Consider the following 23,897-nt stretch of genomic DNA (forward strand, 5'->3'; position numbering starts at 1 on the left):
GTACATTCCTCCGGAGGTAGGTGTGGGTGCTAGACGGTGGACAGTTGCTTGCGTCTGATTCGCTCCACCAGCGCTTCCACCCGGGTGCGGACGGATTCCATCGGCAGACCCTCGTGTTCGGTTTCGATGAGAAGCAGTGGAATCGATTTGGATTCCAATGCTTTCCGCAGCTCCGGGTAGAAGAGCATGTGCGGTTCGCAAAACTTCGCCATCAGGACGATGACGCCCTGCGCGCCGCTGGCGTCGACCGAGTCGACGAGGAACCGGTCCCAGTCCACTTCGTGCTGAACCCGAGTCGGGCAGGGTACGGCGGTGTTGCGCCGGAGGTACACCGACGCGAGTGCTTCGAGTGGGTCGCCTTCAGGGTCTATATCCGTTGATACATAACGTGTTCCGTGGAAAAGGTCGTCATCGACCACAATGGCTCCGCAGTCCTCGATGACGTCCAGGAGTTCAGGTTTTGGGGCATGGCAAAAGTGGCCGGAGAGGTGGATGCGGATACGGTCGTCGCGGGGCACGTAGTTCGAGTCGCGCATCACGTCGCGAAGCAGTTCTGTGTGCTCCTCCTTGTCCATGATCATGCTGGACTTGACGAGGACCTGGAGCTGGGCGGACGTCAGTCCGGCGTCGCCGGACCGCCTGTTCTCGAAGATCGTCCGCATCAGGCGCCGGTTGGCGTCGAAGATGGCGATGCTTCGCGAGAGATCCGCGTCGGAGATCCTGCGATCGGCGAACCTCTCGATCTCGCTACGAAAATCTTCCATCTTTCCCAATACCTGCGGAAATGCCCAATCATCGCTCATCGAGGACATCAATTGGCCGAAGTAGACCGGCTTGTTCGATTCGTCCTCGCGCACGACATCGATGGCACCCAGCAACTGAATGCAATGGTCGGCATGGAAGAAGCCGTCGTAGACGTCCAATCGGCCGAGTGCTGCTTGATCGGCGACGTTGCGGGTGTAGCCACAATTGAACTCGCCCAACAAATTCCGGCCGACGGTGATCGGTTCACGGTCTTCTTGAATGATCACGGGAAGTACGCCTGCGGCGTGTGCCAGCTCGGCGGGGAAGTTCATCGGAAAGACGCCGAGTGCTTTTCTCCCGGTGCGTTCCTTCCACTGTGCGACATAGTCGGTCGGCCTATCGGCTACGGCGCTCATGGTGCGCATTGCCTGCGTGAATGTCGACGGCATGGTTCTCGCCCGTCCTTCTCTCGTGTAGCTCATGGCGCTGGACCCAGGTACGCGTCTTTGGCTGTGGCGTACCCGACAGGTGCGATCATGCGCCCAATTTTCACATCTTGCAACTAGATGTTCAAAAATATGTACAACGTTGCAGCTAGATGCGTTACTCTGATGAGCGCAAGGCTGATGTGGAGGGCTGCTGATGTGCGACCTGAGGTCATGGGAGGAGTGCGTGATGGCTAGCCGCAGGCTCGCACGAATGAGTGAAATCCGTTTGCCTGCAACAATCCTCGAGGAAATCCGCCCCAAACGTCCACTTGACGAGATGCACGTCACATTTTATGGTCATTCCATTCATGGACTGCTTCACAATCGATGCCGCGGTCGATACTTCGCCGCGATCCTTCCCCTTCCAGTGCTCCAGGAGAAGTTATGCCTTCGTCCCTGCCTCCCGACACAGTCACGCCACTATCGAAGACGACGTCCCGCCGTGCGTCTCTTGCGGCCTTCTCGGGATCGGCGATCGAGTACTACGACCTCGTCGCCTATGGAACTGCCGCCGCCCTCGTCTTCGGCGACCTCTTCTTCCGCGACGTCAGCACTCATGTCGCATTGCTGCTGTCCTTCGCCACCTTCGCCGCAGGATATGTAGCTCGTCCACTCGGCGGGCTGTTGTTCGGCTACATCGGTGACAAGTACGGTCGCCGGACCGCAGTGCTACTCACGATCTCCGTGATGGGCGCCGCGACCGTGTGTATCGGTATGCTTCCGACGTACGACTCGATCGGTTCATTTGCCCCGATCCTTCTGGTCGTTCTACGAGTCCTGCAGGGACTGGCGGTCGGCGGTGAACTGGGTGGAGCTGTCCTGATCTCGGTCGAACATGCCCCGAAGGGCAAGCGTGGCTTCTATGGCAGCTTCTCCACTGCGGGCGCGCAGGGCGGAACCCTCCTCGCGACGATCGTCTTCGCCGTCGTCACGCTGATGCCGGACGATCGGTTCAATTCCTGGGGTTGGCGGATTCCGTTCCTGCTCAGTGCCGTCATTGTTCTCGTCGGAATGTTGATCCGCCGCGGTCTGGACGAGACGCCCGACTTCAAGCAGAGTCAGGCCGACCGTGCTGCTTCGTCCTCTGACGCGGCTGCGGTCAAGCACAATCCGATCCGTGACGCGCTGTCCAAGCATCCTATGACGATCCTCGGTATCACGTTCATCATGGCCGGAATGATGTCCATCTGGTACGTCATCACCGTGTACAGCCTCAGTTATGCCGTCAACCAGTCGGGTATCCCTCGAACGAGCATGTTGTGGGTGGTCTCTGCAGCAACGCTGGTCGTCGTCCTCATGAACCCGGTATGGGGGGCACTCTCCGACAAGGTCAGCCGGAGCCGACTCATCGTCTTCGGTTTGCTCAGCGAGGCCGTACTTCTGTTCTTCTACTTCGCCATGCTCGGCGTCGGCAACCTGGCGCTGGTGTTCATCTCACTCATCCTCGTTGCGGGGCTGGGGCACGCGGTGGTCAACGGTATCTTCCCGGCCTTCGTCGTGGAGAGCCTGCCTGCCGCTGTGCGATATACCGCGGGGTCGTTCGGAATGCAGCTGGCGGCGCTGGTTGCCGGCTTCGCACCGCTGGTCGCGACCGCGCTCGAGCCCACCGCCGGCGGTGTCTGGACCGTCAGCGCACTGTGCCTCGCACTATGCGCTCTCGGCGCCTTCAGTGCCGCCTACATCGTCAAGATTCACGCTCCGCAGCAGGACTCGGCTATCACGCAGACATCTCCGTCATCTTCAATGAAAGCGAGCAACGTACAATGAACGCTCCCCACACATCCCAACTGTCCGCGCAGCGCGGGTACGACTTTTCCGGCTCGGGCATCCTCATCGCGGGTGGGACGTCGGGGGTGGGTCTCGCCACCGCGCGATACTTCGCTGACGCAGGAGCGACGAAGCAGGTGCTGGTCGGTCGCAACGAGCGTCGCGGGAAGGACGCACTTGCTCGACTCCAAGAGGCGAACCCCGAATGCGACGTCCTGTTCGTCGCCGCGGATGTCAACGCTGCCGGCGCAGCGGACGAAGTCGTCCGACAGGCGCAGGAACATCTCGGTGCAGTCGACATTCTCGTAAACTCCACTGTCGCTCAATATCAGCCCACGTTGCTGCACGACATCGAACCCGACAAGTTGATCGACATTCTGGTCCAGCAGGCAATTGGACCGATTCTGATGAGCAGGGCCGTCGTGCCCGTGATGCGCGAGCGCGGACAAGGCGCGATCGTCACCATCGCGTCGGACGCCGCGAAGGTCCCCACCCCCGGAGAGACCGGAATCGGTGCCGCGATGGCTGCGATCGTGACGTTCTCGCAAACGCTCGCCGTCGAAGCCAAGCGGTACGGTGTTCGTGTCAACGTTCTGACGCCGTCGCTCATCGTCAACACCGGATCGTACGATCGGGCCATGAGTGCGGATTTCAGTAGGAAGATATTCGACAAGATTGTCTCACAGGCTCAGCTAGGTCTCACCGAGCCCGAGGATCTGGCCGATGCGATTCTGTTCCTCGCATCTCCGCTTTCGCGCAGAATTACAGGACAGGTAATCAGTGTGAACGGTGGTATCTCCGTTGTCTGAAATGAGCACACGTGCGGCCTTGGTGCGCCGCCGTGTCTGGTCGCGCGAGGACATCCTCGACGTGGAACAGCACCGACACCAGCACCTGCTACCCGGCTCGACAATTCACGCATGCCTTACCGAATCGGCTCGTCGGCACCCGGACAAGAGCGCGTTCCTGCATCTCGATGGTCCGGACTTCCTGACCCCGACCCGAGATGTCACGTATCGCGAGCTGCTGATCGGGGTGGAGGCATCGGCTTCGGTGTTCCTCGAGCGTGCTGCGGACGCGCCGAGCGTGGTCGCCGTGATGGTTCCGATGGTGCCCGAGGGATTGTTCGCCACCTGGGGTGCTCAGCGGGTGGGTACGGCCGTGCCATTGAATCCCTTTCTCGAACTTGCCTCGCTCGTCAACATCCTGAATCTCACCTCTGCGACCGTCCTGGTCACGACCGGCGCGATCCTTCGAGAACGCGGTGTGGACGTCGCTGCGGTTCTGGCGAGTGTCCCGACACTGCGAGATGTCCTTCTCGTCGACGGCGACGACAGCACGTTCACCGCAGCATTGACCGAACACCGCGGCCGGACCGTCGACGTCGAGGACGACCCAGACCGGGACGCAATGGTCATGCCCACCGGGGGAACTACGGGAGCGCCGAAGTTGGTGCGCATGTCGCAAAGCGGCCAACTCGTCGTTGCGTGGAACGTCGGAGCCCTGATGGGTTGCGAGGAAGATGCCGTGGTCGGCCACGGGATGCCGAACTTTCACTGCGGCGGAAGCATCGCGCTTGCCCTTCGATCGGTTGTCTATGGACAGACGTTGCTGACATTGACGTCCGGAGGCTTCCGCTCGCGGGACGTTGTCGAGAACTTCTGGGCGATCGTCGAGCGATACCGTATGACGTCGACGATGGCCACCCCGACGACAGCATTCGCGATCTTGAACGCGGCGGGCGCGCCGAAGGGCTCGACGACGCTGACCGATTTCCACGTCGGTGGTAGCACAGTGTCCACAGCTCTGATCCGGACGTTTCACGATCGGTTCGGAATATGGCTGCGTGAATGTTGGGGAGGTACAGAGTTTCACGGAACGATCACCGGACATCCGAACGACGGTGTCGAGCCGCGCGTGGGCTCGGCCGGCCGGCCCCTGCCGCACTCCCAGGTACGCGCTGTCGTTCTCGACATCGACGGTCAATGGAGTCGGGACTGTGAACCAGGGGAACTGGGAGAGTTGCTGATCGGCGGGCCGACTGTCAGCCCCGGATACCAGGATGCGCACCTCGATGCCGGCTTCTTCGTGACCGGTGTGCCCGGCGGAGGCGTGTGGGGTCGGACGGGCGACCTCGGAACGGTGGACGACGACGGATTCGTCTGGGTGTCGGGACGCAGCAAGGATTTGATCATCCGTGGTGGTCACAACATCGATCCGCGAGACATCGAGGAGGCGCTGGGCTCGCATCCGGCGGTAGAAGTGGTGGCTGCGGTAGGTCGACCGGATCAAGCGAAGGGGGAGATGCCGGTCGCGTACGTTCAGCTCAAGGCCGGGTCTGTTGCCGAGTCCGCCGAACTGTTGCAGTTCTGCCGAGAACATGTGCAGGAGAAAGCGGCTACCCCAGTTCATGTCACGGTACTGGATCGGCTGCCGCTGACTCCCGTCGGTAAGATATCGAAGCCTGCGCTACGAGCACTGGCTTTTAAGGACGAGGTTCGTCACGTCGTTTCGAGCTCGAGCCGGGCACCCGTAGTCTGTGATGTCGCACTCGACGACACCGGTCTTCGTCGAGAAGTGACCGTGACGCTGACACCCGCGTCGGCGTCGAGCGTCGACATCGAGTGCTTGGAGGAGAAGTTGGGGGCCTACGAGTTCTTGTCGCGAGTCGAAGTGAGTACATTCGTTGCGACACAGTAGGAGGACTCGTTGATAGCGTCGAACCGTCTTGCACAGCAGCCACTGCCGCCGCCGAGTGCGCGGTCGATGCTGTTGACGGTCATCGGTGAGTTCTTGTACGACACCGAAGAGGGAGCGTGGACCGCCGCGCTGATGAAGGTCCTCGGCGGGATGGGGATAGAGGATCACGCTGCACGGCAATTGCTCTCACGTGCCGCATCCGCCAAATGGATCAAGCGTGAACGCATCGGCCGTGGGGTGCGCTGGCACCTCGCCGACCACGGTCGCGCGTTGGCCGCCGACGGCATCAAGCGGTCGCATGCGTTTCTCGACGGACCGTCGCCGTGGGATGAGGAATGGCTCGTGCTGACGATCACGGTGCCGCAACGCAAGAACTCGGTTCGCAACCGTCTCAACGGAGGCCTGACGTGGTTGGGGATGGGCAATCCCACGCCAGGAGTGTGGGTGACACCGCACGTCGACAGGGCGCGAGAACTGAGCGAATTGGTCTCGACGCTCGGTCTGTCCGAATCGGCACTTGTTCTCACCGGCAATCTTCGCCCGGGAGGGCTGGGCAACCACGAAGTCGTCGATCGGGCCTGGGATCTGACCGACCTTGCCGCGAGCTACCAGACACTGCTCACGCAGGACGGTGCATCCGAGCCGGGCGACGACGATGAACTGCTACTTGCCTACATCGAACTCGTAAGCCTGCAACAGAGGTTCATGCGGCTCGACCCACAACTCCCCAAGGAACTCTTGCCCGAATGGATCGGTCGTGATGGCGCTGTGCTCTTCCAGCGACGCCGCGAACAGTGGTCGGCGCAGGCGCATGCGCACTGGCTCAGGGTCGTCGAGGAATCCGCACCGAGATAGTTACGGTGGTCCGGTCACCCCGCAGCGCGGACGCGCGAGTACGACCTCTTCCTGCCCGGCCGTGGGGGTGCGAGTTTCGTCGTGCACAGTTCGTCGAGTCGGTGCTTGACGCTGTCGTCGATGGTGGGGTGGTGGGTGAGGAGACGGTGCAACCGGCGGTAGAACACGGCCGGGAACACGCCGAATTCGGGGAGGATGTGTTCGTCTCCGCCGCCGAAGGGTGCCCATTTGACCGCGAAGTCGAGCATGTCGAGTTCTTCCCTGGTCACGACGTCTCCTTCTCTCGTTTGTCGTGTATGCGGGTGCGGCCGTGCGAAAAGTCGCACGGCCGCACCCGGCCGGGTCATCTCACGTCGAGGTAGATGCTCTTGAGCTGCTGGTAGCTCGCGAGGCCCTCGGGTCCGAGTTCGCGGCCGAGGCCGCTGTCCTTGATGCCGCCGAAGGGGGCGGTGGGGTCGTTGGAGTAGCCGTTGATGCCGACGGTTCCGCTGGCGACGTTGCGGGCGAACGCGGCGCCGCGTTCGGGGTCGGCGGTCCAGATGGAGCCGCCGAGTCCGTAGTCGGAGTGGTTGGCGATGGCGATGGCCTCGGCTTCGTCGGTGTAGGGGATGACTGACAGGACGGGGCCGAAGATTTCTTCCTGGGCGATGGTGTGGCCGGTGTCGACGTCGGCGAAGACCGTGGGTTCGACGAACCAGCCGTGGTCGATGTTGTCGGGTCGTCGGCCGCCGGTGGTGACGCGGCCGCCGTCGGAGCGGCCCTTGTCGATGTAGCTTTCGACGCTGTGCCGTTGCCGGGCGGAGACGAGTGGCCCCATCTGGGTGGTGTCGGACAGTGGGTCGCCGACCGACAGGCCCCGGGCGAGGTCGGTGATGGTGTCGACGATCTCGGTGTACCGGGAGCGGGGTGCGAGGACGCGGGTGCCTAGCCAGCAGATCTGGCCGTTGTTGAGGAGCGTTGCTGCGTAGAAGGATTCGAGGTTCGCGGCGAGGTCGGCGTCGTCGAGGATAACGGCGGCGGATTTGCCGCCGAGTTCGAGGGTGACGGGGCGGAGCAGTTCGCCGCAGGTGCGGGCGATGGCGCGGCCGGCGCCGGTGGAGCCGGTGAACGAGACCTTGTCGATGCCGGGGTGGGCTACGAGGTAGGCGCCGAGTTCCCGGCCGCCGGGGACGACGTTCAGTACACCGGCGGGCAGTCCGGCGGCGATGGCGGCCTCGGCCATGAGGAACGCGTCGAGCACGGTTTCGGGGGAGGGTTTGAGGACGACGCTGCACCCGGCGGCGAGGGCGGGGGCGAGTTTGAGGAACGTGATGGCCTGCGGCACGTTCCACGGGACGATGGCGCCGACGACGCCGATCGGGGAGCGGGTGACGAGGGTGGAGCCGCCGAGCATGCCGGGCCGGATCTCGTCTTCCTGCTGCGCCGCCATGTCGGCGTAGTAGCGCAGCAGCACGGGTGGGAAGCCGCCCTCGAACTGCCGGGCGAGGGTGATGGGCATGCCGTTCTGTCTGCTCACGCGGGTCGCGGTGTCCTCGGCGCGGGCTTCGAGTTCGTCGGCGAAGCGGCCCAGTACCTCGGCGCGCTGCGCTGCGGTCCATGCGGCCCATTCGGTGAGTGCGGCGCGCGCGGCCTCGACCGCGTCGTCGATGTCGGTCTCGGCGCCCTCCGGTACCGAGCCGATCTGCTGCTCGGTGGTGGGGGAGATGACCGGGATGGTGGAGGCGCCGGACGGGCGGGCCCATCCGCCGCGGATGTAGAGATCGGGGTAGTCGATCGTCATCGGGTGTCCTTCTCGGGAGGTTCGGTGAGGGGGTGTCAGTCCTGCACGAGCACGGGTTTGAGGACCTCGCCGCGGTGCTGGGCGTCGATCGCGTCGTTGATCTTCGCGAACGGGAACGTGGTGACGAGTTTGTCGAGCGGGAACCGGCCGGCCTGGTACAGCTCGACGAGTTCGGGGATGAACTCGTCGGGGACGCTGTCGCCCTCGATGATGCCGGTGATCGTCAGACCCATGGCAAGGGAGTTGATGATGTTCAGCGGCACGGAGGATTCGGGGTCGGCGGGCACACCGATCAGGCCGACTTTGCCGTGGAAGGTCATGGCGCCGATGAGTGATTCGATGACGGCGGGGATGCCGGAGGTGTCGATGGCGTAGTCCACGCCGGCGGGGAGGATGGCGCGGACCTGCTCGGCGACCGGGCCGGCGGCGGGGTCGAGGGCGTGGGTGGCACCGAGTTCGAGGGCGAGGTCGCGCCTGGACTGGTGGGGTTCGACGGCGATGATGGTGGTGCAGCCCTGCACGACGGCGCCCATGACGGCGGCCAGCCCGACCGATCCGGCGCCGGCGACGAGGATCGCGGATCCGGGGCGGCAGTTCAGGGAGCGCATGACGGCGCCGGCGCCGGTCTGGATGCCGCAGCCCAGCGGTGCGAGGAGTTCGGCGGGAACGTCGGTGGGAACTTTCACCACGTTGCGTTCGAACGCCAGGCTGTAGGTGGCGAACGAGGACTGCCCGAAGAACAGGCCGGTCAGGGATTCGCCGTCGGGGGTGGTGATCGGGCCGGTGCCGTCGTCGCGGACGCCGTCGTAGGCGAGGTGCATGAACTGGTGGCAGTAGGAGGGTGCCCCGGTGGTGCACGAGGGACAGGTGCCGCAGCTGTTGAAGGTGATGGCGACGCGGTCGCCGGGGGCGACCTTGGTGACGCCGGTACCGACTTCCCGGACGATCCCGCAGCCTTCGTGGCCGAGGACGGCGGGCAGTGCGGTGGGGAGGGCGCCGTCGCGGGCGGCGAGGTCGGTGTGGCAGATGCCGACTGCCTCGATTTCGACGAGCACCTCGCCGGCCTTCGGCCCGTCGATGGTGATAGGTTCGAGGGTGAACTCGGTGTGCGGTTCTCTCGCGACTGCTGCGAGTGCTTCCATCGTCATTTCTCCATGTCTTGTGTGGGCGGCCCGGTGAGGACGACCGGAATCGAAATGCTCAGAGAACGGCTTCCCGCAACGAGATGGCGGGATCGGCGAGAGCGGTGGGATCGACCTTGCTGCGATTACCGATGAACTTCTTACCAGCCATGAATTCGCTTGCAGCATTCACGGTCTCGACAGCCACCGGAATCCCGTCGCTGTCGAGGTGGAACAGGGCGAAGGACGAGTCGGACGGGTTGCCACGCAGGACGGCCCTCGTGTCCGGGCCGACCATCCCTGCCATCTTCATCTTCAGGTCGAACTGATCCGACCAGAACCACGGCACCTCGTGCGGCGACAGCGGCGTCCCGGTGATGACCGACGACGCCTGCTTTGCCTGTTCGACTGCGCTGGGGATGCTTTCGAGTCGCACCATCTTCCCGAGCGTGTCGTGCAGGCGGTAGGTCACGTCGCCGATCGCGAGGACGTGCGGATCACTGGTGCGGGCCGAACCGTCCACGACGATCCCGGCGAGGCACTCGATGCCGGACTCCCGGGCCAGTGCGTCGTTCGGGATCGCGCCGACACCGACCAGTACGAGATCGCACGGGATCTCGGTTCCGTCGCCGAGTTCGACACCCGCGACGCGACCGCTCTTCTCGGTGATTCCTCGGACCTCGGCACCGGTGAGGATGCGAGTGCCGCGGTTGCGGTGGAAGTCGGTGAGAGCGTTCGACAGTTCGGGACTCGCGACCCGCGCCAGCACCCGGTCTTCCCGTTCGATCACCGTGACCTCACATCCGCGAGCGCGCGCGGAGGCGGCGACCTCGAGACCGACGTACCCACCACCGATGATGGCGAGAGTCGATCCGGTGTGCACGGCCTCGCGCAACTGCGTGGCGTCGCCGAGGGTACGCAGGCTCAGCACATTCTCGAGATCGCTTCCGGGGAGCGTCAGCGTCCGCGGCGCGGCGCCCGTCGCGAGAACGAGTGTCGTGTACTCCAGGACCGTGCCGGACGCCGTCGTCGCGGTGCGGGCGTCCCGGTCGATCCGGACGACCGGATCGCCGAGGAGTGTGTCGATCTCGTTGTCGGCGTAGAACGATTCCGGCTTGAGCCACTGGACGAACTCGTCGTCCGCGTACTTCTTCGACAGCGGCGGTCGGTGATAGGGCGGATGGGTTTCGTCCCCGCACAGGACTATCCGGCCGTCGAATTTCTGCTGCCGCAGCATGCCGGCGAGAGTGCCGCCGGCATGCCCGGCGCCGACGATCACCACGGTGGGTGCTGTTTGTGACGTGACCATGGTTACCGGGTGAACTCGATCTGCACGGGCATGTTCTTGAGCCCGCCGACGAAGTTGGTCTGGATCATCTTGGTGTCGTCGACCAACTCGACCGACGCGATGTGGGGAAGCAGTTCCTCGAACATGATCCGCAGTTCCAGCTTCGCCAGGTGCTGGCCGATGCACATGTGCGGGCCGTAGCCGAACGCGATGTGCTTGTTGGGCCTGCGGGTGATGTCGAACGTGTCGGGGTCCGGGATGACGTCCGCGTCCCGGTTGCCCGACTGGTACAGCAGCATGAAGCGGTCGCCCTTCTTGATGTCGCGACCGCGCAGCGTGTAGTCCTGCGTCGCCTGACGCATGAAGTGCTTCACCGGCGACGCCCAGCGCAGCGATTCGTTGACGATGTGCGGTGCGAGCGCCGGGTCCGCCTTCGCCTTCGCGAGGAGTTCGGGGTTGCGGCCGAGTTCGAGGATGCCGCCCGCGAGGGTGCTCGAGGTGGTGTCGTGACCGGCGGTGGCGATGGCGATGAAGTAGCCGTAGGCCACCTCGTTCGGGTAGTACTCGCCGCTCTCGTCGCGTGCCACCGAGATGATCGTCGCGAGGTCGTCTCGCGGGTTGGCCCGCCGGTCCTGCAGCAGCCGCTCGAAGTAGGCGTAGAAGTCCTGAATCGTGGCCACCCACTGCTTCGCGGCGGCGTCCGGGGTGAGCGGTTCGACGTCCTCACGCGCGGCGTCGGGATCGGCGGTGCCGAAGAATTCCTGCGTGAGGGCCATCATCCGGGGTTCGTCCGACTCCGGTACCCCGAACAGGCTCATGATGACGTGCAGGGGGTAGTGGAGGGCGAAATCCTTGACGAAGTCGATCCGGCCGTCCGTCTTCAGCAGCCGGGTGACGGCAGCCTTGGCGAGGTCGCGGATGACGGTCTCCCACTGGGCGAGGTTGGTGGGCCGGAACCAGTCCAGCGCGATGTCCTTGATCGCGGTGTGCTCCGGCGGGTCAAGGTAGGTGAGGGTCTCGAGGATGCGGAGGCTGCCGTTGTTGATGCTCTTGGTGAACGCGTCGCCGGCCTGGTTCGCCAGGATCGGGTTGACGGAGCCCTTGTCCTCGCCGCCGGCACTCGTGAAGATGTCGGGCTGGCGCTCGATCTCCATGATGTCGGCGTGCTTGCTCACCAGCCAGATGGGGTCGTACCCCTCCACTTCGGCGCGCCCGAGCGGGTTGTTCTCCCGCAGCCAGCGGTAGGCCTCGAACAGCGCGTCGTTGTCCCGGTGTCCCTCGGGCAGGACCACCTGGCGGGCGACGGCGTCCGGAATCAGTTCCGTGACCTGCTCTGTAGTGCTCATCAATTCCCCTTCGTGGTGCAGTGAGATGCGGCGCCGAACGTTGCGGCGCCCTCGCCGACTGGAGTGAGTTCAGCCTGTCAGCTGTGAGAGTGAGGGGCATCACACCATTGATCGATAGTTGTCCACCTAACGGGGGATGTATGCCGCGTCACCCCTGCATGGACGCCGAGAATCACCCCGCTGGAGGGGGGTAATCAGTCGAAGTGGTGATGTGCCCGGCCAGTGACCGGCGACACAATTTTCGATATGAACTCGGCCGGACCTTTCTGGGTTCGGCGAGCCGCCCGCGAGAGGGCCGCGCAGATGTTCACCGGACGACCCGAAGGAGATCGCCATGCCCACCGTCGTTTACAAGCTCCCGGACGGCTCGACGTCGCCAGTCGACGTCCCCGCCGGCCAGAGCGTGATGGACGGGTCGGTACGTAACAACCTGCCCGGCATCGTCGCGGAATGCGGCGGTAGCTGCTCGTGCGCCACCTGCCACGTGTTCCTGGACGACGATTCGAGTGCGGCGTTCGGCGAGCCGACCCTGGAGGAACAGGACCTCCTCGAGTTCCTCGACGGTGTCCAGCCGTGTTCGCGTCTCGCCTGCCAGCTCGTGCTGACGCCGGACGTGGACACCGTCACGGTGACCGTGCCGTCCTCGGACGCCTGACCGATCCGGCCGGGTTCACCGGGTCGGGGACTGATACTTCGCGATCAGCTCGGCGCGGTTGGTCGCGCCGAGTTTGCGGAGGATGCGTTTCACGTGGGACTTGACCGTGTCGACGGTGATGACCAGTTCGGCGGCGATCGCGGAATTCGACGCCCCGGTGAGAATCAATCGGACGACGTCGGCTTCGCGTTCGGTCAGTGGTTCGAGCAGGCGCTGCTGGGCAACGTCGCGGTCGGACTGCGACGGTGCGAGATCGGACGCGCCGCGGGAGGGTGCCGCGTCGACGTCGGGGTCGCCGGTCCACCGCCGGGCGCTCTCGCGCAAGAGCGCATTCTGACGCTCACGACGCGACTCCAGGCCGACTCGCTCGAAGTGCCCGCCGAGCACTTCGGCGAACACCCCCAGGGCGTGGCGTCGTGACCCGTCCAACACCGCGCCGACGTGAACGAGCGCGGCAGGAGTCCCGTCGACCACGACGGGGGTGGTGGTGAAACCGTGCGCGCCCAGCAACTCTCGCAGCTCGGCGGGAGCGGGGGAACCCACCGTGACGGTGTTCGTCTCGAGCGCATCCGCCTCGGGCGAGCCGTCCGGGAGACCGAACTCGGAGGGCAGTGCCGGCATCGTGTCCGGGGCGGCGCTGAACGCGGCGACGGGAATGATCCGGTCGCCGTCGAGGCGTGAGAGGACAACCTTGTCCACGGAGCAGAGTTCCGCGACGCGCTCGCACGCGCGCTGCATGAGTTCCGCGCTCGAGGCCGCGTCGTCCAATGCCCGGACGGCGCGATCGATGCCCGTCGCGACCGCGCCGATCTCGGCGGACCGGATCGCGTCCGTGGCGTTTCTGCGGTCGAGGAGATCGACGAGGAGCCTGCCGAGTTCGGTCGAACGGTCCGGATCGGCCGTCCGCATCTCGGAGAGGATGTCCGTGATGGCGCGATCGGTGTCCGTGGTGTTCTCGTCCGTGTGCGGTTCGGGGTGGGGAGCGTCAGCCACCGGACACCGTCTTGGCGTTGGCGCACAGCGCCGCTACCTCGGCTCGCGTCGAGACGCCGAGTTTCTTGAAGATCCGCTGGACGTGGGACTTGACGGTGCCGTCGGAAATGCACAGCCGACGGGAAATGGTGGCGTTGGTTGCCCCTGTCGCCATCAGCGTGAGCACCTCGCGTTCGCGCGCGGTCAGCGCTTGCGCGCGCGGCATGATCGGTGCCTGCGAAAAGTCGGTGGACGCCCCTGTCCGGGGGAGTTCGGCGGCGGCCGATTCCGGCATCGTGACGGGTGCCTGCTCGAGGTGCCGCAGTGCCTGGGTGAGCCGCTGTATCTCGGCGTCGACGTGCTCGTTTCGGGTGTAGATCTGCTGCCGCAGGTCGGCGCGTTCCTTCGACGAGGCGCAGGCGCCCGCCAGCACCGTGACGAGGTGGACGTCGGTGTCGGACAGGCTGTCGCTCTGGCGGTCGACGTGGATAATCGCCACCGCGCGGGCGTCGACGACGACCGGAACGGCGAGGTATCCGGCGGGTCGCGACAGGTCGATGAGGGGCCGGTACGTGTGCCGGTAGGTGTCGACGGCGTCTACGGCATACGGCCGGCGTCGCCGGACCAGTTCGGCCTCGCGGGGGGCCTCGCGCAGCGAGATCTCGCGTCCGTCGATGGCCGTGGCGAGTTCGTGGAAGTCCCCGGTCAGTTCCGGGTTGACCGCCAGCGCGGTGGGAGACCAGGTGGAACCGCGGACCACGGAGAACATCGCCTTGCCGTATCCCAGGCTGGTGCACAGTTCCCGGGTCACGACCTCGGCGAGGTGATCCGCACCGGCATCGAGCGCACGGACAACCCGCTGCAGTGCCTCGAACTGGGCGGTGTGCACGCTCAGTCGGCGGGCGATGTTTTCGCGACTCGCGGCGTCGAGTTCTGTCACGAGCTCCGCGAGGCGCAGGGTGCGCTCGGGGGAGTCGACGCCCTCACGCAACTTCCGGGCCGCGAACGCACGGATCACCGTGAGGTCGGGTTCGCCGTCCGCCAGCCGGATCAGGTTCGGCTCGTTGCCGAGAAGCTCCTGCAACTCCGCAACCGCCTGCTCGGCAAGCTCGGCAAGCTCGAACGAACTCGTCGAAATGACCACTCACCACTCCTCGCGCCGTGGCCGCGCACGGATGACGACGACACCGTCGTCCGTTCCTGTGACCCAACGCACAGTATAGAGAAGGTGTCACCTGGGACGTTGCTGCACCGTCCACGGCCTCACTCCAATGTATATGGTCAGTCCAAATACGTCACGCATTCTGCGAAAGTGATTCGCGGCGGTTCTTGTCTCGGGTGCGACCGTCGTACTAGGGTCGAATGGTACGACCAAAATGGAAGGATCGACCTAATGGCGCACCCCGTGCGATACGACGTCGACGAGCATGTCGCCGTCCTCACTCTCGATCGTCCCGAAACCCGCAACGCGCTGTCCGACGACCTGCTCGACGAGCTTCTCGCCGCGCTCGAACGCGCCCGGGACGACGGCGACGTGCGGGTCGTCGTGCTGGCGTCGTCGCACGAGAAGATCTTCTCGGCGGGCGGCGACCTCAAGGCGTTCGCGAGCGAGACGCCCACGATCGTCAAATATGCCGGGCTGGATCGCTTCCCGCGGCTGTATCAACTCATCGGCGGACTCGGCAAGCCGGTGATCTGCGCGGCTGGCGGCGACGTGCTCGCCGGAGCGTTCGGCCTCGCGCTCGCGTGCGATTTCGTGCTCGCCAAGGAGTCGGTCCGGTTCGGGTGCCCGGAGATCAACGTCGGCGTCTTCCCGTTCATGATCTCCGCGCTCATCTACCGGAACGTCGGGCGGCTCAAGGCGAACGAGCTGATGATGTACGGCGAGCTCATCACGGCCGCGGACGCCCTCGAGCTGGGGTTGGTGAACCGGGTGATTCCGGACGACGACTTCGATGCCGAGGTCCGGGCGTGGGCCCGCCGCCTCGCGGGCAAGTCGCCGCTGTTGATGCGGCTCGGGAAGGAGGCGATCAACAACACGCGCGACATGTCCCTGCCGGACGCTCTCGCGGCGCTGCAGTCTCAGCTCGCTCTCGCGTTCACGACCGAGGACATCGTCGAGGGGGTCACCGCGTTCCGTGAAAAGCGTTCTCCCGTATGGAGCATGCGTTGATCGCGCGACTTCGAACTCGTTGCACTTTCGGTCTAACCATTATATTGTGAGGGCCAACACAGAGTTCTTCATTACCTCTTCACATCTGCGCTCAGAGGAAGGCTTCCCATGGCGTTCGCATCGGTCACCGATCGCTATTCGGACGAACAGATCCGAGAGTTCTATGCCACCGGGCAGTGGCACCGCGACACCTTCTTCGACATGCTCGAGGTCCAGGTCGCCGAGCGGGGCGACCGTGTCTTCCTGACCGACGACACCAGTGGCGGCATCACCTTCCGGGAGTTGCGGGAACAGGCGCTGAGCCTGGCCGTGGGACTGCGACGCCACGGGATCACTGTCGGTGACCGGGTGTCGGTGCAGGTTCCGAACTGGATCGAATTCGCCGTCATCTCCGTGGCGTTGTCGCGACTGGGCGCCGTCCTGGTGCCGATCATGCCGATCTACCGCCGCGACGATGTCGAATACATCCTGGGCAACGCCGGTGTGCGGCTGGCGATTACGCCGCAGAATTTCAAGAAGTTCGACTACGCGGGCATGTACACCGAGATCCTGGGTGCCGTCGACTCGCTCGAGGACGTGGTCGTCGTCCGCGGGAACGGCGACCTGCCGAACCGCGCGATGTCGTTCGAGTCGCTGTTCGCGGAGATCGGCCCCGAGGAGGCGATCGCGGAACTCGGGACCGGCGTCGGGCCGGACGAGCCGTTCGTCATCGTCTACAGCAGCGGCACCACGTCCCGCCCCAAGGGATGCATCCACACGTTCAACACGATCGCCTGTGGATCCCGTCTGCTGGCCAAGGGATTCGCCTACACGCCCGACGACGTGCAGTTCGGCCCCTCGCCAATCACGCACACCACCGGCCTGGTCACCAGCATCGTTCTTCCGCTCATGCACGGCGCGGCGTCGCATCTCATCGAGGTGTGGGAGCCTGTCCGGGGGATGGCGCAGATCAGGGAGCGCGGGTGCACGGTCGCCGTGAGTGCCACGACGTTCCTGCAGATGCTCATGGACGCCTACGACCCCGCAGTGCACGACATCGGCAGCATGCGGCTGTGGGTGGCGGCCGGCGCCCCGATCCCCGCCAGCTTCGTCACGAAGGCGGCCGAATTGTTCCCGAGCCTGCAGGTACTCAGCCTGTACGGCCGCTCGGAAAACGTCACCACCACCATGTGCACGGTGCGCGACGAGCCCGAGCGGTCGCTCACCTCGGACGGGCGTCCGCTGCCGATGCAGTCGGTGAAGGTCGTCGACGAACTCGGCAACGAGGTTCCGCGCGGCGAGGAAGGTGACATCGCCTACAAGGGCGCCATGCACATGCTCGGGTATCTCCACAACGCGGAGGAGACGGCCAAGCTGTTCACGCCGGACGGCCACTCCCGCTCCGGCGATCTCGGCCGGATGGACGAGGACGGCTACGTGCGCGTCACCGGCCGCACCAAGGACATCGTGATCCGCGGCGGAATGAACATCAGTGTCCGTCAGGTCGAAGACCTCCTGGCGGCGCATCCCGCCGTCCGCGGTGTCGCCGCGGTCGCGATGCCCGACGAGCGTCTCGGCGAGGCGGTGTGTCTCTACCTCGTCGCAGCGCCCGGCTACGGCGACATCACGCTCGAGAAGATCAAGACCTACCTCCTCGAGCAGGGAGTGGCGATCCAGAAGGTTCCGGAGCGGCTGGAGATCGTCGAGGCTCTGCCGACGACTGCCACGGGCAAGATCCAGAAGAACGTGCTCCGTGCGCAGATCGCGGCCAAGATCGAGGCCGACCGGCAGCAGCGGGCACAAGCCGTCAGCTGATCGGATGACAAAGGGGGCGAAGCCGATCGGCTTCGCCCCCTTTCGCGTGGTTGGAGCGGAGTGATCAGGTCGCGGCCACCACGACCGTCGCCGATCCGGTGACGACCGGGCCCTTGTCGCCGGAGGCGACGAGATCGAGTGTCGCCAGCGACTCGCCATTCGCCTCGGCGATCGTTACCACCGTGCCGCCCAGGGTCAGGGTGTCGCCCAGGAAGACCGGCGCGACGAACCGGACACCGAAGGAGCGCACGTGCTCGACGCCGAACGTGTCGGACAGCCATCCCGCCAGGATCCCGGCCTGCATCTGCCCCATCGCGATGACACCGGGAAAACCCGATGTGGCGACGAACCCGGGATCGTGGTGCAGGGGATTGAAATCGCCTCCGGCGCCGGCGAATCGGACGATGTCGGTCTGGCTGACGGGGCCGACCACGCGGGTATCGGGGGCGTCGCCGACGCGGACCTTGGCAGGTGTTCTCATCGCTGTTCTCCTCGTTCGATCAGGACCTCCTCGAGCCGCACCACGGGTTCGCCGTCGGCGTCCCGGTACTCGGTCTCCAGGGTTACCACGCGCATCGTCCCGCCGCGCTTGCCCTCTCGCTGTACGTCATCGACGACGCGCCGGGTGCCGATCACGTGGTCGCCGGCGGTGAGCGGTCGCAGGTACGTCCACGTGACCGAACCGACCACCACCCGCGCGAGGGCCAGGCCCAGCGAGTCGACGAACGCGCGCTGGTCGCGCTGGTGTCCGGCGACGACCGTGTGCGTGAGAGTCGCGGGCACGTAGTCGAATCCGGCGTCGCGCGCGGCGGCCGGATCGGTGTGCACGGGATCGGTGGTGAACGTCGCGCGCGTGAATTCGCGGATCTTGCCGCGTTCGACGTCGTATTCGACGCGGTCGACGACGCCGGCGGGGAGTGGGTCGGACATCCGGGCCTCCTTTTTGGACTGACCTATAGTATCATTGAGCCTAAATTCGTGAGGAGGGTGCAATGGAGCTCGCTGATTCCCCAGACGAGGCCACATTCCGTGCAGAAGTCCGGGAGTGGGCCGAGAAAGCGGTGCCGACGCTGCCGTGGCCGGAACCGGTCGATTTGGTCGACAAGGTGCCGTTCTGGCAGCAATGGCAGCGGCTGCTCTTCGACTCCGGCTACGGCGGGATGTCGTGGCCGCAGGAGTACGGCGGCCAGGCCGCCGACCCGATCCGCAAGGCCATCTTCACTGAAGAGATGGACCGGGTGGGCGCACCGGAGCGCCTCAACACCATCGGTGAGGATTTCGCGGGCCCGACCATCATCGACTTCGGGACACCCGCTCAGAAGGAGCGGTTCCTCCGCCCCATCCTGACCGGCGAGGAAATCTGGTGCCAGCTGTTCTCCGAGCCGGAGGCAGGATCGGACCTCGCCTCGCTGCGCACCAAGGCCACGAAGGTGGACGGGGGCTGGAAGGTCAACGGGCAGAAGATCTGGACCAGCCGCGCACACATCGCGGCCCACGCCATCCTGCTCGCCCGCACCGGCGGCGGACCGCGGCACAAGGGCATCACCTACTTCCTGGTGCCCATGGACAGTGAGGGCATCACGGTGCGCCCGCTCGCCCACATGCTCGGCGAAGCGGAATTCAACGAGGTGTTCCTCGACGACGTGTTCATTCCCGACGAGCTCGTCGTCGGGGAGGTCGACGGCGGCTGGAAGGTCGCGATGGGCACGCTCGCCTACGAGCGGGTGGCGATCGCGACGGGTCGCGTCAACACCAAGCGCGCCGTCGGTGACATCGTGTCGGACATCGCGGGGATGACCGACGACGCGGGCCGCCCGCTCGGCGAAGACCCGGTGATCCGGCAGAAGGTCGCCGACCTGTACGGCCGCGCACTCGTGCACTACCTCATCGGCCAGCGCGTCATCACCCTCGCGGCAAACGACGGCCCACCGGGGCCGGTCACGTCGATCGGCAAGCTGTTCTTCTGCCCCCTCGTCGAGGAACTCGCCGACTTCCGGTTGTCCCTCGAACCGGTCGGCGGGCAGTTCGCCCTCGACGACGAGCGGCAGGAGACGGCGCGGTGGCAGCGGCTCGCGTACCAAGCCCGCGGCACTGCCATCGCCGGCGGATCCACCTTCATCCAGCGCAACATCGTTGCCGAGCGCATGCTCGACATGCCGAGGAGCTGACCGTGTCCGACTACACCTGGCACCCCACCGACGAGTACGTCGAGAACGCCAACGTCACCCGCCTCGCCCGCGCCCATGGTCTGTCGGGCCTGGGCGAACTCCGCGCCCGCTCCGTCGCCGACGTGCGGTGGTACTGGGACGCAGTGGTCCGCGATCTGGGCTTGCCGTTCCAGACCCCGTACCGCGAGGTGCTCGACACCTCCCGCGGAATCGAGCATCCGGACTGGTTCGTCGGGGGCAAGACGAACGTCGTCGACGCGTGTCTGGGGCGGTGGCTCACCGACCCGGCGGCCGCCGACCGGACGGCCGTCGCGCACGAGGCGGAGGACGGCACGGTCCGCAGCCTGTCGTATCGCGAACTCGCGGCGGACGTCGAACGCGCCGCGGCAGGGTTGCGGGAACTCGGTGTCGGAAAGGGTGACGCCGTCGCCCTGTTCCTGCCGATGATCCCCGAGGCGGTCGTGTCGGTGTACGCCGTCGCGCGGCTCGGGGCGGTGCTGGTTCCGCTGTTCTCCGGCTTCGCGCCGAGCGCGATCGCGTCCCGCATCGTGGACGCGGACGCGAAGGTGGTGATCGTCGCGGACGGAACGGTGCGGCGTCGCAAGTCCGTCACGATGAAGCCTGCTCTCGACGAGGCGCTCGCTTCGTGCCCCACGGTGCAGTCGGTCGTCGTGGTCGAAAACATCGGCACCCCAGTCGATTCCACCGGCCGCGACATCTCCTGGGCGAAGCTGCTCGGAAACGGCGGCGACCCGGGTCCGGTCGAGGCGATGGACGCCGCCGAGCCGTTCGCGCTGGCGTACACGTCGGGCACGACCGGTAAGCCGAAGGGCGCCGTGCACACGCACGCCGGGTTCCTCGTGAAGACGGCCAGCGAGGTGGCGTACTCGTTCGATCTGACGCCCGGTGGGGTGTTCTGCTGGATCACCGACATGGGCTGGATCATGGGGCCGCTGTCGATCGTCGGCACCCACGCCAACGGCGGCACCCTGGTGTTGTACGAGGGTTCGCCGGACGTGCCGGACACCGACCGGTTGTGGCAACTCGCGCAGCGGCACCAGGTGACGATGCTCGGGGTCTCGCCGACGCTGATCCGGACCCTGCGCGGGCGGGAGACGGACGTCGCGGCACGATACGACCTGTCCTCGGTGCACACGATCGGGTCCACCGGTGAGCCGTGGGACCCGGACTCCTACGAGTGGCTCGCTCGGGACGTCTTCGGCGGCCGGGTGCCGGTCATCAACTTCTCCGGTGGCACCGAGGTCGGCGGCTCGTTCCTGGCACCGTATCCGGTGGAGCCGATCCGCAGCTGCTCTCTGGGCGGCCCGTCCCTGGGTATGGATGTCGACGTCGTCGACGACGCGGGACGGTCGTTGCGCGGCGAACAGGGTGAACTCGTCTGCAGGCAGCCGTGGCCGTCGATGACCCGCGGGGTGTGGAAGGACGAGGAGCGCTATCTGGAGGCGTACTGGTCGACGTTCCCCGGCATGTGGCGGCACGGCGACTACGCCCTCGTCGACGACGACGGCCAGTGGTACATCCGGGGCCGATCCGACGACGTGATGAACGTGGCGGGAAAGCGTCTCGCGCCGGCGGAGGTCGAGGCCGTGCTGACGGCGCACCCGGCGGTGTCCGAGGCGGCGGCGGTCGGTGTCCCGGACCCGAAGAAGGGCGAGGCGGTGTGGGCGTTCTGGGTTCCCCGTGCGGACGCGGACACGGCGGACATCTCGGCCGAACTGGTCGCCAGGGTCGCCGCGGAACTCGGAAAACCGTTCGCGCCGAGCGTCGTTCACCGCGTGTCGCGTCTGCCGAAGACCCGGTCGGCGAAGATCCTGCGGCGGGCGGTGCGCGCTGCCGCCCTGGGGACCGACCCGGGTGACCTGTCGGGTGCCGAGAACCCGGAGGCGATCGACGAGATCCGCGCCGCGGTGGCGGGCGGTAGCGACCACGCGTCGTGAGTGACGACGAAGGCCCCACACCGCACGGTGTGGGGCCTTCGTCGTCGACACGGCAAACGGGACTGCTATTCGTCGAGTGGGATATCGGTGCGCTTCTCGAAGTCCTTGATCGACTCGGCGTAGGAGTGGACGTGCCGGCTCATGCGACGCACGGCGGCGTCGGCGTCCTTGTCGCGAATGGCCTTGGTGACGGAGCGGTGCGCCTTGACGGTGATCTCGCGGACCTTGTCGTCGATGAAGCCTTCGTTCTCGGTCGCGGCGTAGATGGCCCGCGAGAGCGAGATCATCAGGCCCGACAACAGTTCGTTGTGGCTGGCGCTCGCGACGGCGACGTGCCAGTCGATGTTCGCCTGCAGGAAGTCGTCGAGGCTGTCGCCCGCGCCGGCGATGTCGTCGTTGGCGGCGTCGAGTCGCGCGAGGTCCTCGTCGGTGCGATGGCGGGCGGCGAGTTGGGCGCAGAACGGCTCGATCGCCTCGCGGGTCTCGAGCAGGGCGGCGAGGCGGATCTGACGACCGCGGATGAGCAGGGCCACCGTGTCGGCCATCGACTGCTCGCCCGGTCGCTGCACGAAGGCGCCACCGGCCCGGCCAGCCTTGATGCGCACCAGTCCCTGCACCTCGAGGATGCGCAGGGCCTCGCGCACGGTGGTGCGGCTCATCTTCGTCTGCACGACGAGTTCGCGCTCCGGCGGCAGCGGTGTGCCCTCGACGTAATCCCCACTGAGGATGCGCTCACGCAATTCGTTGGCGAGGACGTCCGACGCCTTCGGTACCTCCATCGGGGTCAGCTGAATGGAGGAACGTCCGTTCCGGGTGGTGTTCGGCACGGCTGGTGGCATGGCTCCCCGCCCTCTCTGGTCTAACGGTCAGACCTAATATACCATTGGGTTCTCGCTGCATTCGTCTTGCAGCCTATTCTTCGTCTCATCGAGAGGACCAGTTCTATGCGCTGGGAACTGTCAGAAGAGCAGGAAATGTTCACCGAAGCCCTGGACGGCTGGCTCGGGCGGTTTGCCGCTCCGGCGAATGTCCGCAAATGGGGTGAATCGGGAGATCCTGCCGAATTCGAGCAGAAGTTCGTCGAGGAAGGCTGGTTCTCCGCCGGCCTCGGCGAAGACATCGGTGGTCAGGGCGGTGGTCTACTCGAACTGACGTTGACCGCCGAGGCACTGGGCCGGTACGCCGCGCCGTCGAGTGCCTGGACCGCGTCCGTCCTCGCCGCACCCCTGCTGCCCGCCGATGTCGCCACCGACGTGCTTGTGGGCGGCGGGTTCGCGGCCGTAACCGTCGACGCGACCCGCCCGTTCGGGCTCGCCGACTCGGTGCGCGTCGACGACGCCGGTGTGCTGACCGGTCGCGTGTCGACGGTGCTCGGCGCCGAACGAGCGAAACTGCTGGTCGTCCCGGTGGCAGCGGCCGAAGGAACCGCTGCCCTGTACCTCGTGCGCACCGACGACGCGAGTGTCACGGTCGAACCGCGCCGCTTCCTCGACCCGTCCCGCGCGGCCGCCGACGTCCGGTTCGACGGCGTCGCCGGGCAACGCCTCGACATCGAGGCGGCTCCTGCGCTCGAGGACGCGGGGCTGCGCGCGGCCGTGCTCGTCGCCGCGGACTCGCTCGGCGCGATGGACCGCATGCTGGGTCTCGCCGTGGACTACAGCAAGCAGCGCCAGCAGTTCGGTGTCCCGATCGGGTCGTTCCAGGCCGTGAAGCACGCTGCGGCAGGCATTCTCGTCTCCGTCGAGGCCGGGCGGTCCATTGCGTACTACGCAGCGTCGTCGGTCGATCTCGGGCTGGACGATCGTGCGATGCACGCCGCCGTCGCCAAGGCGCAGGTGCCGCGCAATGCGGTGCAGGCGGCCGACAGTGCTCTCGTGATGCACGGCGCCATCGGCTACACGTGGGAACACGATCTGCACCTCTACTACAAGCGCGCCAAGCTCGACGAGAAGTTGTTCGGTGGCCCGGACGTGTGGAACGAGCGCCTCGCACGGGATCTGCCCCTGCTGCCGGCCACCGGCTGATTGGCCGTTGACTTTTTGGTCTGTCCTTTAGTAACTTAAGTCCAAAAGGAACCAACGACGACGG

Annotated in this window: 21 protein-coding genes; 10 read left to right on the forward strand and 11 right to left on the reverse strand. The window is 65.9% G+C overall.

Annotation, left to right across the window (positions count from 1 at the left end):
• Positions 1-29: 29 nt before the first annotated feature.
• Positions 30-1,193, reverse strand: a complete 1,164-nt coding sequence (locus FND50_RS05380) for a 2-hydroxyacyl-CoA dehydratase subunit D (RefSeq protein ID WP_144285009.1) — start codon at positions 1,191-1,193, stop codon at positions 30-32.
• 423 nt (positions 1,194-1,616) lie between these two features.
• On the opposite strand from FND50_RS05380, the gene FND50_RS05385 reads away from it, so the two are divergent.
• From FND50_RS05385 to FND50_RS05400, 4 genes are read left to right on the forward strand one after another with little or no spacing between them, the layout of a single operon-like run.
• Positions 1,617-2,999, forward strand: a complete 1,383-nt coding sequence (locus tag FND50_RS05385) for an MFS transporter (protein ID WP_144285010.1) — start codon at positions 1,617-1,619, stop codon at positions 2,997-2,999.
• Entirely contained in the window at positions 2,996-3,808 is an 813-nt protein-coding gene (locus FND50_RS05390) for an SDR family NAD(P)-dependent oxidoreductase (protein WP_144285011.1), read from the forward strand. The genes FND50_RS05385 and FND50_RS05390 overlap by 4 nt, the downstream gene beginning before the upstream one ends.
• Before the next feature lies 1 nt (position 3,809).
• Positions 3,810-5,699 (forward strand): AMP-binding protein, encoded by a 1,890-nt coding sequence (locus tag FND50_RS05395; protein ID WP_260850915.1) that lies wholly within the window; start codon positions 3,810-3,812, stop codon positions 5,697-5,699.
• A 9-nt stretch (positions 5,700-5,708) separates the two neighbouring features.
• Positions 5,709-6,554 carry a PaaX family transcriptional regulator C-terminal domain-containing protein gene (locus tag FND50_RS05400; protein ID WP_144285012.1) on the forward strand — a complete coding sequence of 282 codons (846 nt, stop codon included), beginning with the start codon at positions 5,709-5,711 and terminating at the stop codon, positions 6,552-6,554.
• A 14-nt stretch (positions 6,555-6,568) separates the two neighbouring features.
• Here the strand turns inward: FND50_RS05400 and FND50_RS05405 are convergent, their stop codons facing one another.
• From FND50_RS05405 to FND50_RS05425, 5 genes are all read right to left on the reverse strand, one after another.
• A complete protein-coding gene (locus FND50_RS05405; RefSeq protein WP_144285013.1) occupies positions 6,569-6,823 on the reverse strand; it encodes a hypothetical protein in 255 nt (84 codons plus the stop codon).
• Positions 6,824-6,897: 74 nt separating this feature from the next.
• On the reverse strand, positions 6,898-8,334 hold the full coding sequence (locus FND50_RS05410; protein WP_144285014.1) for an aldehyde dehydrogenase: 1,437 nt from the start codon (positions 8,332-8,334) through the stop codon (positions 6,898-6,900).
• Positions 8,335-8,369: 35 nt separating this feature from the next.
• Positions 8,370-9,476, reverse strand: a complete 1,107-nt coding sequence (locus FND50_RS05415) for an NAD(P)-dependent alcohol dehydrogenase (protein WP_144288979.1) — start codon at positions 9,474-9,476, stop codon at positions 8,370-8,372.
• A gap of 58 nt (positions 9,477-9,534) precedes the next feature.
• Positions 9,535-10,764 (reverse strand): NAD(P)/FAD-dependent oxidoreductase, encoded by a 1,230-nt coding sequence (locus FND50_RS05420; RefSeq protein ID WP_144285015.1) that lies wholly within the window; start codon positions 10,762-10,764, stop codon positions 9,535-9,537.
• Positions 10,765-10,766: 2 nt separating this feature from the next.
• Complete coding sequence (locus tag FND50_RS05425; protein WP_144285016.1) at positions 10,767-12,089, reverse strand: cytochrome P450; 1,323 nt, start codon at positions 12,087-12,089, stop codon at positions 10,767-10,769.
• Between the two features lie 334 nt (positions 12,090-12,423).
• Between FND50_RS05425 and FND50_RS05430 the strand changes: the two genes are divergently transcribed.
• Entirely contained in the window at positions 12,424-12,744 is a 321-nt protein-coding gene (locus FND50_RS05430; RefSeq protein WP_144285017.1) for a 2Fe-2S iron-sulfur cluster-binding protein, read from the forward strand.
• 15 nt (positions 12,745-12,759) lie between these two features.
• On the opposite strand, the gene FND50_RS05435 is transcribed toward FND50_RS05430, so the two are convergent.
• Positions 12,760-13,737, reverse strand: a complete 978-nt coding sequence (locus FND50_RS05435; protein WP_186301242.1) for a LuxR C-terminal-related transcriptional regulator — start codon at positions 13,735-13,737, stop codon at positions 12,760-12,762.
• Complete coding sequence (locus tag FND50_RS05440; protein ID WP_144285018.1) at positions 13,730-14,860, reverse strand: LuxR C-terminal-related transcriptional regulator; 1,131 nt, start codon at positions 14,858-14,860, stop codon at positions 13,730-13,732. Before FND50_RS05440 ends, FND50_RS05435 begins: the two co-directional genes overlap by 8 nt.
• 249 nt (positions 14,861-15,109) lie before the next feature.
• On the opposite strand from FND50_RS05440, the gene FND50_RS05445 reads away from it, so the two are divergent.
• Positions 15,110-15,889: an enoyl-CoA hydratase/isomerase family protein gene (locus tag FND50_RS05445; protein ID WP_144285019.1), complete on the forward strand. Its 780-nt coding sequence runs from the start codon at positions 15,110-15,112 to the stop codon at positions 15,887-15,889.
• Between the two features lie 108 nt (positions 15,890-15,997).
• Positions 15,998-17,683: an AMP-binding protein gene (locus tag FND50_RS05450; RefSeq protein ID WP_144285020.1), complete on the forward strand. Its 1,686-nt coding sequence runs from the start codon at positions 15,998-16,000 to the stop codon at positions 17,681-17,683.
• A 64-nt stretch (positions 17,684-17,747) separates the two neighbouring features.
• Here the strand turns inward: FND50_RS05450 and FND50_RS05455 are convergent, their stop codons facing one another.
• On the reverse strand, positions 17,748-18,164 hold the full coding sequence (locus FND50_RS05455; RefSeq protein ID WP_144285021.1) for a MaoC/PaaZ C-terminal domain-containing protein: 417 nt from the start codon (positions 18,162-18,164) through the stop codon (positions 17,748-17,750).
• Entirely contained in the window at positions 18,161-18,613 is a 453-nt protein-coding gene (locus FND50_RS05460) for a MaoC family dehydratase N-terminal domain-containing protein (protein ID WP_144285022.1), read from the reverse strand. The genes FND50_RS05455 and FND50_RS05460 overlap by 4 nt, the downstream gene beginning before the upstream one ends.
• 62 nt (positions 18,614-18,675) lie before the next feature.
• Here FND50_RS05460 and FND50_RS05465 point away from each other — a divergent pair, with 62 nt between their 5' ends.
• Together FND50_RS05465 and FND50_RS05470 are read left to right on the forward strand one after the other, a co-directional pair.
• Entirely contained in the window at positions 18,676-19,851 is a 1,176-nt protein-coding gene (locus tag FND50_RS05465; RefSeq protein ID WP_144285023.1) for an acyl-CoA dehydrogenase family protein, read from the forward strand.
• Between the two features lie 2 nt (positions 19,852-19,853).
• Positions 19,854-21,809, forward strand: coding sequence for an AMP-binding protein (locus FND50_RS05470; RefSeq protein ID WP_144285024.1), 1,956 nt, complete (start codon positions 19,854-19,856; stop codon positions 21,807-21,809).
• A gap of 65 nt (positions 21,810-21,874) precedes the next feature.
• Here the strand turns inward: FND50_RS05470 and FND50_RS05475 are convergent, their stop codons facing one another.
• On the reverse strand, positions 21,875-22,636 hold the full coding sequence (locus tag FND50_RS05475) for a FadR/GntR family transcriptional regulator (RefSeq protein WP_012691748.1): 762 nt from the start codon (positions 22,634-22,636) through the stop codon (positions 21,875-21,877).
• A gap of 117 nt (positions 22,637-22,753) precedes the next feature.
• Between FND50_RS05475 and FND50_RS05480 the strand changes: the two genes are divergently transcribed.
• The gene (locus tag FND50_RS05480) at positions 22,754-23,833 is read left to right on the forward strand and encodes an acyl-CoA dehydrogenase family protein (RefSeq protein WP_144285025.1); all 1,080 of its coding nucleotides are present in this window, start codon (positions 22,754-22,756) and stop codon (positions 23,831-23,833) included.
• Positions 23,834-23,897: the final 64 nt, after the last annotated feature.

The sequence above is a fragment of the Rhodococcus sp. WB9 genome (assembly GCF_007558985.1).
In the GTDB taxonomy this organism is placed as follows: domain Bacteria; phylum Actinomycetota; class Actinomycetes; order Mycobacteriales; family Mycobacteriaceae; genus Rhodococcus_F; species Rhodococcus_F opacus.

Bases quoted from the DNA above. Each gene is read 5' to 3' on its own strand.
- FND50_RS05380 (WP_144285009.1), bottom strand. From the start codon at position 1,193: ATGCCGTCGACATTCACGCAGGCAATGCGCACCATGAGCGCCGTAGCC.
- FND50_RS05385 (WP_144285010.1), top strand. From the start codon at position 1,617: ATGCCTTCGTCCCTGCCTCCCGACACAGTCACGCCACTATCGAAGACG.
- FND50_RS05390 (WP_144285011.1), top strand. From the start codon at position 2,996: ATGAACGCTCCCCACACATCCCAACTGTCCGCGCAGCGCGGGTACGAC.
- FND50_RS05395 (WP_260850915.1), top strand. From the start codon at position 3,810: ATGAGCACACGTGCGGCCTTGGTGCGCCGCCGTGTCTGGTCGCGCGAG.
- FND50_RS05410 (WP_144285014.1), bottom strand. From the start codon at position 8,334: ATGACGATCGACTACCCCGATCTCTACATCCGCGGCGGATGGGCCCGC.
- FND50_RS05415 (WP_144288979.1), bottom strand. From the start codon at position 9,476: ATGGAAGCACTCGCAGCAGTCGCGAGAGAACCGCACACCGAGTTCACC.
- FND50_RS05420 (WP_144285015.1), bottom strand. From the start codon at position 10,764: ATGGTCACGTCACAAACAGCACCCACCGTGGTGATCGTCGGCGCCGGG.
- FND50_RS05425 (WP_144285016.1), bottom strand. From the start codon at position 12,089: ATGAGCACTACAGAGCAGGTCACGGAACTGATTCCGGACGCCGTCGCC.
- FND50_RS05430 (WP_144285017.1), top strand. From the start codon at position 12,424: ATGCCCACCGTCGTTTACAAGCTCCCGGACGGCTCGACGTCGCCAGTC.
- FND50_RS05445 (WP_144285019.1), top strand. From the start codon at position 15,110: ATGGCGCACCCCGTGCGATACGACGTCGACGAGCATGTCGCCGTCCTC.
- FND50_RS05450 (WP_144285020.1), top strand. From the start codon at position 15,998: ATGGCGTTCGCATCGGTCACCGATCGCTATTCGGACGAACAGATCCGA.
- FND50_RS05455 (WP_144285021.1), bottom strand. From the start codon at position 18,164: ATGAGAACACCTGCCAAGGTCCGCGTCGGCGACGCCCCCGATACCCGC.
- FND50_RS05460 (WP_144285022.1), bottom strand. From the start codon at position 18,613: ATGTCCGACCCACTCCCCGCCGGCGTCGTCGACCGCGTCGAATACGAC.
- FND50_RS05465 (WP_144285023.1), top strand. From the start codon at position 18,676: ATGGAGCTCGCTGATTCCCCAGACGAGGCCACATTCCGTGCAGAAGTC.
- FND50_RS05480 (WP_144285025.1), top strand. From the start codon at position 22,754: ATGCGCTGGGAACTGTCAGAAGAGCAGGAAATGTTCACCGAAGCCCTG.